The sequence below is a fragment of the Bartonella sp. AC535YNZD genome (genome assembly GCF_042196625.1).
In the GTDB taxonomy this organism is placed as follows: Bacteria; Pseudomonadota; Alphaproteobacteria; order Rhizobiales; family Rhizobiaceae; genus Bartonella.
Map to the genome: position 1 here is coordinate 41,342 of NZ_JBHIQP010000003.1, position 12,622 is coordinate 53,963.

Here is a 12,622-nt window from a genome sequence, read left to right on the forward strand (position 1 = left end):
AACACCTTCCAACCACCGCCTTCCCAATTTCATCAATAAAATACCACGGATTTCAAAACCACAATTCTCCCTTCACCTTTCCCCTCCTTTCTCAAAGGAGAAAAAGCATTTACTCAATAAATCTTTATACAGAAACCTTTAGAGACCCCAACAGCCACTCGAAGAGCCATCACGCCTCTAAGCACCCACGAGTCCCCCACCTCGTCATCCCCTCGGAACACCCCCTGCGCAATACCTAAAGCTTTGTTCCACAAACACCTTCCAACCACCGCCTTCCCAATTTCATCAATAAAATACCACGGATTTCAAAACCACAATTCTCCCTTCACCTTTCTCCCTCCTTTCTCAAAGGAGAAAATGTTTTTTGCCACATCAAAAACTTTTCCATTAAAACAAGATATTTTGCTGCATAGCTAATGAATGAGATTTTTTCTGTAGATTTTTTCCCGCGATAAAAAAGGAAAAATAATCGTTTTGCGGTTGACAGAATATGAAAAATCGTATTTAATGGTAGATGCGGTAAGGGGTTTTCTGCGTCCAGATTTCATCATAAAATTTTCGCATTATCATAGACTGTTATAAAACAGTGTGTTTCGCGGCAATGTTTAAAGCTTTACGGTTTGAAGGTATCTTTCGTCCTTTTCTGACTGTTTTCTTTTGCATTACACAATTTGCATCACCAACAGCCCCATAATTTTGAGATTTTCAAAACAAGTGGTATTCAATAAGGGCTCCCAATAGAACGCCCTAATAATCCCCTTATAAAATACCAATATAATACATCACAGCAATGATGAGCACTACACGCATAAAAATATGAAAACGGCATTATTATGCTCTCATCGCCTCACCTTTCAAGATGCAAAGGCTTGTTTTTCAAAACATTGTTTAGCCAGAATTGAAGAAGATAATATTACCTATCGATCATCAATATGGAGGCTAATAGTATGAAGCCACAAGATTCCCCCCCACCTCATTCCTCACAAACCCCAGAAGGTGCAAGTGCACCTGAAGAGGCGCGTGCAAATGCATCATTAGACACTCTTACTGCACATTTAGAACGGCTTAACATTGAAAAAATAAAAAACACCCCTTTTAATCGTGCGGAATTAAAAGATATTATTGCCGGTTTAGAAAAGCATAATGCCGATGGCAGTTGGATCAAAAATTATTATGATATTCTAGATCTGTACATGATGCCAGCCTTGGTCGATCAAGCAAATCGTAAATATCCAGAGATGAATCTCAAACTTACAAGCCCCCCAGACGGCTTTGCCCTTGCACTCAAAGAAACGCTCGAAAAGGGCATAAAATCTTCTAGGCTGATCGTTAACGCACAAGATAGGGGAATTCATTTTGCGGTTGTCGATCATCAAACCATTGATAATAAAACATCTTTGATCTTTTTTGAACCGACCTTACTGCGTGACACGCTTCCCGCATTACTGGCATTAAGGACGCGACAATCCATTGAACATCACCAATTTCCGAATATTCATTTTGCCATGGTAGAAATGGATATTCAACGAAGCTCCTCTGAATGTGGGATGTTCAGCTTAAGCCTTGCCAAAAAGCTTTATCTCGAAGCTCAAAAATTAGAAAGACTACACAAAGATAATATTAAGGGTGTGTTATGTGAACCAGACACGCCTTTACCTGCTGAAAAATTAGATCCATATCTTCCAGCTCGTTTATACAAACACGTGCAAGGCAGAAGACGTCTTGGGGAATATCTAAAAGCCAACCCAGAAGCAGCACAGGAGAAAGTAAACAAAAAAGGCGAAACCCTAACCGAAAGATTTGAGAGAAGCTTGGTAGCAACAGAGACAAAAACTGTTTCTGTTTCACAACACAGAAAAAGAGCTACAGAATACAAATCTCTAATGATGTAATAAGCGTTTTGGCCATAGCCATATTCCACATCCACAAAGAATGAGGCTCTGCGTCTTTACGGTAAGGCATAAATTGCTGTTAGCAAATCTTCTTTTCCCTTTGAAGGAGGTAAAGATGCAAACAGTAAGCAACGTGATCTCTTAAAAGATAAAAAGATACCTTACCTTTGACTCTGAAAAGCGTGCGATTTTGTCTTTGGTAACAAAATTTTTTAAAATAAAGATGATTTCATCTCTTTGTTTTTTTTAGATAAAAATCTTTCCTGCAAAACATTGTTTAGCCAGAATTGAAGAAGATAATATCACCTATCGATTATCAATATGGAGGCTAATAGCATGAAGCCACAAGATTCTTCCCTCCCTCATTCCTCACAAACACCAGAAGGAGCAAGTGCAAATGCATCGTTAGACACTCTTGCTGCACATTTAGAACAACCCAGTAGCGAAAAAGGCAAAGATATCCCATTCAATCGTGAGGAATTAAAAGATATTGTTGCCCGTTTAGAGGATGATATCTCAACGGGTCGTTGGTTCACAGCTGATTATGCAAGTACAGACCTTAAACTAATGCCAGCCTTGATAGATCAGGCAAATCGTAAATATCCCGACATGCGTCTTCAATTGGCAGCGTCATCTCACGACTTTGCCCTTGCACTCAAAGAAGCCATCGAAAACGGCGTTCAATCTTCTAGATTTATTATTCACACAAAGGACAGGGGAATCCATTTTTCAGTGATTGATCATCAAACCATCGATGACAAAACCTCCGTGATATTTTTTGAACCTACAACACTCAACAATATGAAACCAGCAGTGCTGGCATTAAGAACACAATTGGCTCTTAAAGCGCATGAGTTGCCCAATTGTTCTTTTGCCATGGTAGAAATGGATATTCAGCGAAGCTCTTCTGAATGTGGAATGTTCAGCTTAGCCCTTGCTAAAAAGCTTCATACCGAATCTCAAAAATTAGAAAGACTGCATAAGGATAATGTTAAGGGTGTATTATGTGAACCAGATACACCTCTATCTCCTGAAAAGTTAGATACATATCTTCCAACCTCTTTTTACAAACACGTGCAAGGAAGAAGACGTCTTGGGGAATATCTAAAAGCCAATCCAGAAGCAGCACAGGAGAAAGTAAACAAAAAAGGCGAAACCCTAACCGAAAGATTTGAGAGAAGCTTGGTAGCAACAGAGACAAAAACTGTTTCTGTTTCACAACACAGAAAAAGAGCTACAGAATACAAATCTCTAATGATGTAATAAGCGTTTTGGCCATAGCCATATTCCACATCCACAAAGAATGAGGCTCTGCGTCTTTACGGTAAGGCATAAATTGCTGTTAGCAAATCTTCTTTTCCCTTTGAAGGAGGTAAAGATGCAAACAGTAAGCAACGTGATCTCTTAAAAGATAAAAAGATACCTTACCTTTGACTCTGAAAAGCGTGCGATTTTGTCTTTGGTAACAAAATTTTTTAAAATAAAGATGATTTCATCTCTTTGTTTTTTTTAGATAAAAATCTTTCCTGCAAACATTGTTTAGCCAAAATTGAAGAAATAATACCATTTATCGATCATCAATATAGAGGCTAAGATTATGAAGCCACAAGATTCTTCCCTCCCTCATTCCTCACAAACACCAGAAGGAGCAAGTGCAAATGAATCTTTAGAAGACCTTATTGCACGTTTAATGCAAAGTTCCATCCAAAAAGAAGAAGAACATACTGCACCGAATTCTGTCGAATTAAAAGATATTATTACAGGCTTAGAGAGAGATCTTGTAACCGGCCGTTGGATTAACTCTTATTATGAAAACACAGATATTAGATTGATGCCAGCTCTCGTAGAAAAAGCAAACAGCAAATATCCAGACATGAATCTCAAATTGGCTCTTACAGCAGAAGAGTTTTCGCACGCCCTAAAAGAAGTCGTTGAAAGCGACGCAAAATCTGCGCGATTTATAGTCAATTCGGGAAGCAAAATCCACTTTGCCGTCCTTGATTATCAAAAAGTTGATGAGAAAATCTCTTTGATTATGCTTGAACCTACAACATTTCAGAATATCGCGGCTTGCAAACTAGGGATAAAAATAAATCAAACCCTTCAACGTCTTCAACTGCCTCCTTATTCTTTTACCACAGCAGAAATGGATATTCAGCGAAGCTCTTCTGAATGTGGAATGTTCAGCTTAAGCCTTGCCAAAAAGCTTCATCTTGAATCTGATAAATTAGCAAGATTGCACAAAGATAATGTTAAGGGTGTATTATGTGAACCCAATTCATCTGTATCTGCTGAAAAGTTAGATTCCTATCTTCCAACCACTTTTTATAAACATGCGCAAGGAAAAAGACGTCTAGAACACTATTTAAAAGTCCATCCGGAAGCTGAACATGAAACAGTCAACAAAAAAGGGGAAACTCTGAGAGAGAGGTTTGAAAAAAACTTAAGAACAACAGAAGGAAAAACTGTTTCTGTTTCCTCCCACCAAAAAAGGATTACTGAATACAAATCTTTAACGATGTAATTAAGGCTTTTTCCATATTCCTATTCATCAAAGAACGAAGAGAGGCTGCTTTACGGTTAAGATTTCTCTAAGCAAACCAGCTTTTGCTCTCTTAAAACAAAAATAGCCAACAACTTTCCTCTTAAAGAAAAACACCATTGTCCTATAAAACCAGCCCCTCTTAAAATTGTATCAAAATTCCACAGCTCTTGTTAGCCCAAAGCTCTGTGTAACAATGAGGCTCTTTGGATAAGCAAAACGCTTGATACATAAAATATTTAATGCTTTCGTCTTCAGTAAAAGCATATGTCTTGTTTTTCTGAGAGTATCCACTTCGTATCTCAAACACCCCCACATCAATGCCATGCTCTCAAACCACCACGAACAGCCGCTCTCTGTCCCCACAATCACACACCATCCGTTCTCTCCATCTCTCACTCCTCACAACCACTGCCAACACAAATAATTGTACACCTCTCCCAATCCCTGCCGCGCCAACAGTGCCCTTCTAAGAGTTCCACTCACCATACCATACATGTCACCCCTCCAACCTCACCCGTATCATGCCACCACTAACACAATCGCCAACAAAACCGCCAGCGCAATGGCAATGACCCGTGTGCACCACATCAACACCGCCCGCGCCAATAAGACGCGATCAACAAACCACACCCCATGGGAACGGATCTCAAAACCAACAACAACGCTCTCCATCCCCACAAACAAACCCTTTCCCCTTGCAAAAACTCTTTCTCACAAGAGAAAAAGAATTTATGTGACCAGAATGCACCTCTATACGGAATTTTTTATAGAACCCTCTCCCCCTCACAACCAGCTTAACCGGGGGGAGCCCATCGTCCTTTCCCCACCATGCTACCCCCGCGCCAACAAAACCGCCAGCACAATGGCAATGACCCCGTGTGCATCACACCAACACCGCCCGCACCAATAAGACGCGATCAACAAACCACCCCATGGGAACGGGTCTCAAAACCAACAACAACACTCTCCCAACGGAAAATATGACCACATCCAACCATGCCCCCTAGAATTACACAGGTAACATTTTGATTTAATTAATTTTTTCTTCTTTTCTGTTTTTGAAGCGTGAAAAAAATCATTTTTAATCTGTCAACCAGCCTCACGTTAACGTGAGGCTTTATTTTATGGAGAAGTAAATGAGAAAAATATCATCAGCAGGGCTTGCACTCATTAAACAATGGGAAGGATTGCGTTTACAAGCCTATAAAGATTCCATCGGGGTGTGGACAATCGGCTATGGCCATACCACCACGGCTGGCCAACCGTTCGTTCACAAGGGCATGATCATTACTGAAAAACAAGCAGAAGAAATTCTTTCTCAAGATTTAAGACAATTTGAAAATACCGTTGAAAAACATGTGACAGTTTCTTTAACGGATGAACAATTCGCCGCGCTCGTATCGTTTTGCTATAATATAGGAACATCGGCTTTTTGTAATTCGACCCTTCTAAAAAAGCTCAATAATGGCGAATATGAGGCTGTCCCTGCTGAGTTACAAAAGTGGACTAAAGCAGGAGGAAAACGTCTTCACGGTTTAGTGCACCGTCGTGCAGCAGAATCGGGATTATGGGCAAAAGGGGCTTATGTTTCTTCCAACTATCAAACTGTAGAAACGCAAGCACCAACAGGATTTTTCAAAGCAGAAGCGCTTACACCGATTATTGGTTCTTTTTCTGGACTTGGAGGCTTATTGGCAGGCAATGGTCCCATCCAATGGGCATTAGCAACCATTATGGTTTTAGCCGCCTGCGTTGGCATTTTCTTTGTGGCAAAACGGTTTCGGGAGCAGCGCTTATGATGTGGTGGTTGAAAAAAAATCTAATGATAACAGGAGCGGCTCTGACCGCTTTTTTTATCGCTTTAGCAAAAGCTTTCACTCTTGGAAAGAAGGTTGAACAACAAAAGCAAATAGAAAAAACGCTAAAGTCATCAACAACACGGCTAGAGGTGGAAAATGAAATTAATCAAAAAAGTGATGCTGATGTACGCGCTTCTCTTACTCACTGGTTGCGCGATAAAAACAATCAATGAGCATTTTTCTTGCGTTGGTTGGATGCCCATTTATTTAGACAACAAAGATCTCAATATCATCAGTTCAAATCTCGCAAGAGATATTTTAAAGCATAACAAACAAGGGGAACACATGTGTGGGTGGAAACATGGCTAGAAAAAAAACGGAAAAACAAACAGAGCTTACAGAAAAGGAAAAAGAAGTCCTACAAGAAATCATCACAACGTATAAAAGTGTAAAAATGATGTCACGCTATACGAAGTGGATTATCTTCATCATTTTCTTATTAGCGCTTGATTTTTCACGAATCATAGATGTGCTGGGAAGTATTTTTACACAAAAATCGAATATTCAGCTCTAAAATAAATAAAAAACGTGAGACGTTTTAAATCTTTTAAATATAAAAAGCCATTCGTTATTTTTTGAACACATGGAGTTTTATTGATGATTTTTCACGTCTCACGAGAAATTTTTATACACTCTTCACAAACACTTTCATGAAATGAATTTAGGAGCATGAAGAGAGATTTTTAACCAACGCGTAAGTCAATAACTTTGGTAACATAAGAAAAGGATCATACCAACGTACATTTTTTAAATAATCTATTGATATCCAAATGATTTTATACTCTTCATAAATAGCATAGCCAAGAATTTTGTATTACAAAATATTTCTTTTAAAGAAGCGCATAAACAAGCAATGTAATGGGAGCCTTACATAAAACCTCTTATCTTTACGTTTAATAAAAAAGCAAGCTGGCTCCTCCCTGCCTCTCAATGCCCCCCAATTCCCTGCCCCCCAATTCCCTGCCTCTCAATTCCCACCCTCTCAATTCCCACCCTCTCAATGCCCTTATGTCCTATGCATAAAGGTCAAGTTGAAGAGAATATATGGAAAATCCTTGGCTCGAAAATATGAAAAGAAAGCATGAAGCTACAACAGAATTTCGCGTGCCTTTATCATCAGAAGCATTAAAAATTCTAACACAAGCACGCCTATTGTCTCGTCATGATTTTTTTGGCTACCTGTCATGGTCCCCTTAGCTCAAAAATTGCTCCCTACTCAAGAATTTTCTGTCACAATATAGGCAACAAACAGAACTTGAGTATAACAACATGGGTTTGGCTCCAGTTTAGGTGATGAGCTTACCGAAAAAAAGATGAGAGCAAGGCGAAAAATTAGCTTTTATCTTTAAGCTTCTCAAATGGAGCAGTCTCCCCATTTCAGAGATCAACTAAACAGAGAGATGCTTATTCCTCTATGCAAAAGCTTGAAATACCAGCATCTTATTCATAAAAAACAAACCAGCCCCATCATGCTCTTTTCAATTCTGTCTTTCCAACGCTCAATAGGTACTAACTCTTAACTACTGACTTTTAATGATTGCGTTGGTTCATAAAAACCGTAGTGACCTCTCACCTTATGAAGCACAAACCCAGGATTTTTTAACGGTGCAGGCATAAATCTGAAATGAAAAAACAGAACTGTATTAGGAATAACTGACTATAAATCAAAGAATTGTATTTTTATTAGCAAAATATTTTCAAAGGAAACCACGATCCCCGCACAATAGAAACATTTCATAAAAACAAGAGAAAAAGCTATGGATTAAGAGTGAGATTCATTCACAATGACGGTAGATAAACCAGTGGAGAATAGAACAATCCTATAAGATAAAGGAACTGTCATAAAAGGAAAAACTGTATGAAACGTGAAAAAGCATAAAAAAAACGGGCCCAGAAGACCCGTTTCTTTATTATTTCTATGGAAAAGAGCTTAGAAATCCATTCCGCCCATTCCACCCATTCCGCCAGCAGGCATCGGAGGCATTGGTGTATCTTTCTTTGGAACTTCAGCAACCATTGCTTCTGTTGTGATCAGAAGGCTCGCAATTGAAGCCGCATTCTGAAGAGCAGAACGCACAACTTTCACAGGATCAACAATTCCCAAAGCAATCAAATCACCGAATTCACCAGTTGCGGTATTGTAACCATAAGTGTCAGCATTATTTTCCAGCACTTTGCCCACAATAATAGCGGCTTCTTCACCAGCATTGCTTGCAATCTGGCGCGCTGGTGCTTGTAGAGCACGACGAACGATACTAATACCAGCTTCTTGGTCAGGATTACTTCCCTTAACGGTCAACGCATTTGCTGCACGCAACAATGCGGTACCACCTCCAGCAACAATACCTTCTTCAACAGCAGCACGTGTTGCATTCAAAGCATCATCAACACGGTCTTTCTTTTCTTTCACTTCAACTTCTGTTGCACCACCCACACGGATAACAGCAACACCACCAGCGAGTTTAGCAAGTCTTTCTTGCAATTTTTCACGGTCATAGTCAGAAGTTGTTTCTTCAATCTGAGCCTTGATTTGATTGACGCGAGCAGTAATTTCAGCCTTTTGTCCAGCACCATCAATAATGGTGGTGTTTTCTTTAGAAATATTCACTTTCTTTGCACGTCCAAGCATATCCAAAGTGACATTTTCAAGTTTAATGCCCACATCTTCAGAAATAACCTGTCCGGATGTCAAGATAGCGATATCCTCTAACATTGCTTTACGGCGATCACCAAATCCAGGAGCTTTTACAGCAGCAATTTTCAAACCACCACGCAACTTGTTGACCACGAGCGTTGCCAAAGCTTCACCTTCCACATCTTCAGCAATGATAAGAAGTGGTTTTCCAGACTGAACAACAGCTTCAAGCACAGGAAGAAGAGATTGCAAATTAGACAATTTCTTTTCGTGAATGAGAATGTAAGGATCATCAAGATCAGCGACCATTTTCTCAGCATTTGTGACAAAATAAGGGGAAAGATACCCACGGTCAAATTGCATTCCTTCAACGACTTCTAATTCCGTTTCAGCAGTTTTAGCTTCTTCCACGGTAATGACGCCTTCATTGCCCACTTTTTCCATAGCATCAGCGATCATTTTACCGATTTCAGCAGCGCCATTAGCGGAAATTGTTCCCACCTGTGCAATTTCTGCTGAAGTTTGGATTTTTTTTGCTTTTTTGAAGAGGTTTGCCACCACTTCTTCAACAGCAGCATCAATCCCACGTTTAAGATCCATTGGGTTCATGCCCGCCGCAACAGCTTTAACACCTTCTTGCACAATAGCTTGTCCTAAAACAGTTGCTGTTGTTGTTCCATCACCAGCGATATCATTGGTTTTAGAAGCAACTTCGCGCAACATTTGTGCACCCATATTTTCGAACTTATCTTCCAGTTCGATTTCCTTTGCAACGGATACACCATCTTTTGTGATACGAGGCGCACCGAATGATTTATCAATCACCACATTGCGACCTTTAGGGCCGAGTGTCACCTTAACAGCATTAGCAAGGATGTCGACACCGCGCAACAAACGCTCACGCGCTTCACGGCCAAATTTGACTTCTTTAGCAGCCATTTAATTTCTCCTTGGAGTTTTCTCAAAATAGTACACAATGAAAAATTAAGCGCTTCAATTAGCCCATAATTCCCATAATGTCAGATTCTTTCATGATGAGGAGATCTTCCCCATTAATCTTGACTTCAGTTCCAGACCATTTTCCAAACAAAATACGGTCTCCTGTTTTGACTTCTAACGGCACGCGCTTTCCGTTATCATCGAGAGCGCCATTGCCAACAGCAATCACTTCGCCTTCTTGGGGTTTTTCTTTTGCTGTATCAGGGATGATAATCCCACCAGCCGTTTTATTTTCAGATTCAACCCGACGGACAACGACACGGTCGTGAAGTGGGCGGAATTGTATATTAGCCATGTTTTAAATCCTTAAAACTGAACATAATTGCATTAATCTTAAAAGTTCTTGCTAGCACTCTCAAGCTACGAGTGCTAGCATGTATTAGATATAAAATCGGCATCTCTCAATGTCAAGAATAGCCATAAAAATAATTTCTCTAAATGAAGCTTCAAAGTCTTGCCTCTTATTGCACTTTCGCGTTATCTATCTTTTTTGAGAACCCGTGAACAAAAAAGGATCTTATCATGGTTGAAACACGTCAGGAAACGGATAGCTTTGGAACGATTTCGGTACGTCAAGATCGTTATTGGGGCGCACAAACTGAACGTTCTCTGCATAATTTTAATATTGGCAGTGAAAAGCAGCCTCTTGCCATCATCTATGCCTTAGTCCTTGTCAAAAAAGCAGCAGCGATTGTAAATATGAGCAAAGGAAAACTACCAGAAAATATTGGAAAAGCAATTATTGCCGCCGCTGATGAAGTGCTTGCCGGCGATTTTGATACGCATTTTCCACTGTCCGTCTGGCAAACAGGTTCTGGCACACAAAGCAATATGAATGTCAATGAAGTCATTGCTAATCGTGCTAGTAAGATTTTGGGAGGAAAACTTGGAAGCAAAAAACCAGTTCATCCCAATGACCATGTCAATATGAGCCAATCATCGAACGATTCCTTTCCCACGGCGCTTCACATTGCCACCACGTTGCAAACACGCCAACACTTACTGCCAATCCTTGAAGCTCTTATTGCGACATTAAAACAAAAAGAGCAAGAATTTGCAGATATCATTAAAATCGGCCGCACCCATACGCAAGATGCAACCCCTTTAACCTTAGGGCAAGAATTTTCAGGCTATCGTGCCGCATTAGAAGCCAATTTTCAGCGTATTAAAAATGCTCTAACCGATGTCCAAATGCTTGCTCAAGGTGGTACGGCTGTTGGCACAGGACTGAATGCACCCAAAGGTTTTGACGTTGCTTTTGCGCAAACAGTGAGCACTCTCACAGAAATAACGTTCCAAACTGCCCGCAATAAATTTGAAGCACTTGCCCATCATGGCGCCCTTGCGCATTTCCACGGGAGCTTGAATGCCTTAGCTGCTGATCTGTTTAAAATTGCCAATGACATTCGGTTTTTAGGCTCTGGTCCACGTTCCGGTTTAGGGGAACTCAGTCTTCCTGAAAATGAACCCGGATCTTCTATTATGCCCGGCAAAGTCAACCCCACGCAATGTGAAGCCTTAACCATGGTCGCATGCCAAGTTTTTGGTAATCACACCAGCGTAACCTTTGCCGCAAGCCAAGGACATTTTGAACTCAACGTTTATAAACCTGTTATTGGCTATAACGTTTTACAATCAATTACCCTTCTTGGTGATTGCATGCGTTCTTTTGATATGCATTGTATTCAAGGATTACGGGCCAATCGTGTTCATATTCACTCGCTCATGGAGCGCTCACTCATGTTAGTCACAGCTCTTGCACCAGAAATTGGCTATGAAAAAGCAGCTGAAATTGCCAAAGCAGCGCATAAAAATGATACAACTTTGCGCACCGAAGCATTAAAAGCAGGGGTTTTTGTAGAGGATTATGACCGATTAGTTGATCCCAAAAAGATGATTGCTCCCCAATAAACAACTCACTAAAAAAGATACAAACGTCTTAAAACAAATCTTTCTGTCAAAAGATCGGGGTGTTTTACACCCCGATGATGACCGATAACAATTACCCACAGCGTTCATTTTAGGCTCTGAGCCGCATTTATGCTATGGGTGTTTTTGTTGCTTATATTGTACTTAAAAGGCACAACGATTTTGGAAAGGAATGGATAGTCATAGCTCAACACCCAATAGCTATACTGGCAAAAAGTGATTTAAAGGGATATGACCTTAAGGTGTTTTTCATTCTAGCTTCGCGTCTTGATTTTGAAAATCTATTAGCTATCAACCAAACAAAATTAGCTCAAAAAAATCGGTATTAATAGACATAATTTCAATCGAAGTATAAAAAGATTAATGAATTCATCGTAGTTACGCTTTACAATGTTATCATTATTGATAACATTGGGTAAATAACTCTTATCTCAATGAGATAATGTGTTTATTTATAATAATAATCTAGCGTTATCCATATTGAACGAGAATCCTAAATACCGTAAGATTTTCTCATTTTAAATCTGTCCCATGTTGCATCAATCAAAATCACTTACTTGCACATCACAAACGCAATGAATGTATGAATAGAAATTGTATCCGATAAGGACTACAAACGCCTCTAATGAACCACCTCAAGTGCCAAGGACTGTCACAACGGACAAAGGGGCCTATCACAACATTGTGGAGAGGACTGTCACAACACCCTACGAACTGGCAAATATAGTAATGGTACCGACTTTCTCCTTTATGAAGCGTAAAA

12 protein-coding genes are annotated in these 12,622 nt (G+C 39.9%); 9 read left to right on the forward strand and 3 right to left on the reverse strand.

Translation table 11 applies throughout. The annotated features are described in order from the left end of the window. Positions 1–947 precede the first annotated feature (947 nt). The 3 genes from ACFIM8_RS02855 (at position 948) to ACFIM8_RS02865 (ending at position 4,416) form a co-directional block, all read left to right on the forward strand. Positions 948–1,892 carry a YopJ/AvrA family T3SS effector serine/threonine acetyltransferase gene (locus tag ACFIM8_RS02855; protein ID WP_375606484.1) on the forward strand — a complete coding sequence of 315 codons (945 nt, stop codon included), beginning with the start codon at positions 948–950 and terminating at the stop codon, positions 1,890–1,892. Between the two features lie 336 nt (positions 1,893–2,228). Beyond that, positions 2,229–3,155 carry a YopJ/AvrA family T3SS effector serine/threonine acetyltransferase gene (locus ACFIM8_RS02860; protein ID WP_375614474.1) on the forward strand — a complete coding sequence of 309 codons (927 nt, stop codon included), beginning with the start codon at positions 2,229–2,231 and terminating at the stop codon, positions 3,153–3,155. Positions 3,156–3,489: 334 nt separating this feature from the next. Next, the gene (locus tag ACFIM8_RS02865; protein WP_375614475.1) at positions 3,490–4,416 is read left to right on the forward strand and encodes a YopJ/AvrA family T3SS effector serine/threonine acetyltransferase; all 927 of its coding nucleotides are present in this window, start codon (positions 3,490–3,492) and stop codon (positions 4,414–4,416) included. Positions 4,417–4,956: 540 nt separating this feature from the next. On the opposite strand, the gene ACFIM8_RS02870 is transcribed toward ACFIM8_RS02865, so the two are convergent. Further along, positions 4,957–5,115, reverse strand: a complete 159-nt coding sequence (locus ACFIM8_RS02870; protein ID WP_375614476.1) for a hypothetical protein — start codon at positions 5,113–5,115, stop codon at positions 4,957–4,959. 458 nt (positions 5,116–5,573) lie between these two features. On the opposite strand from ACFIM8_RS02870, the gene ACFIM8_RS02875 reads away from it, so the two are divergent. The 5 genes from ACFIM8_RS02875 to ACFIM8_RS02895 all read left to right on the forward strand — a co-directional run bounded on the left by ACFIM8_RS02875 (position 5,574) and on the right by ACFIM8_RS02895 (position 7,493). Further along, the gene (locus ACFIM8_RS02875) at positions 5,574–6,236 is read left to right on the forward strand and encodes a lysozyme (RefSeq protein WP_375606488.1); all 663 of its coding nucleotides are present in this window, start codon (positions 5,574–5,576) and stop codon (positions 6,234–6,236) included. Beyond that, complete coding sequence (locus ACFIM8_RS02880; RefSeq protein ID WP_375606489.1) at positions 6,233–6,469, forward strand: hypothetical protein; 237 nt, start codon at positions 6,233–6,235, stop codon at positions 6,467–6,469. The genes ACFIM8_RS02875 and ACFIM8_RS02880 overlap by 4 nt, the downstream gene beginning before the upstream one ends. Beyond that, positions 6,393–6,605 (forward strand): hypothetical protein, encoded by a 213-nt coding sequence (locus ACFIM8_RS02885; RefSeq protein WP_375606490.1) that lies wholly within the window; start codon positions 6,393–6,395, stop codon positions 6,603–6,605. Before ACFIM8_RS02880 ends, ACFIM8_RS02885 begins: the two co-directional genes overlap by 77 nt. Next, entirely contained in the window at positions 6,598–6,810 is a 213-nt protein-coding gene (locus ACFIM8_RS02890; RefSeq protein WP_375606491.1) for a hypothetical protein, read from the forward strand. Before ACFIM8_RS02885 ends, ACFIM8_RS02890 begins: the two co-directional genes overlap by 8 nt. A gap of 530 nt (positions 6,811–7,340) precedes the next feature. Next, positions 7,341–7,493 (forward strand): hypothetical protein, encoded by a 153-nt coding sequence (locus tag ACFIM8_RS02895; protein WP_375606492.1) that lies wholly within the window; start codon positions 7,341–7,343, stop codon positions 7,491–7,493. Positions 7,494–8,226: 733 nt separating this feature from the next. On the opposite strand, the gene groL is transcribed toward ACFIM8_RS02895, so the two are convergent. After that, positions 8,227–9,870, reverse strand: coding sequence for a chaperonin GroEL (gene groL, locus ACFIM8_RS02900; protein ID WP_375606493.1), 1,644 nt, complete (start codon positions 9,868–9,870; stop codon positions 8,227–8,229). Between the two features lie 58 nt (positions 9,871–9,928). Beyond that, a complete protein-coding gene (groES, locus tag ACFIM8_RS02905; protein ID WP_005774667.1) occupies positions 9,929–10,225 on the reverse strand; it encodes a co-chaperone GroES in 297 nt (98 codons plus the stop codon). Between the two features lie 227 nt (positions 10,226–10,452). Between groES and fumC the strand changes: the two genes are divergently transcribed. After that, the gene (gene fumC / locus ACFIM8_RS02910) at positions 10,453–11,841 is read left to right on the forward strand and encodes a class II fumarate hydratase (protein ID WP_375614477.1); all 1,389 of its coding nucleotides are present in this window, start codon (positions 10,453–10,455) and stop codon (positions 11,839–11,841) included. Positions 11,842–12,622: the final 781 nt, after the last annotated feature.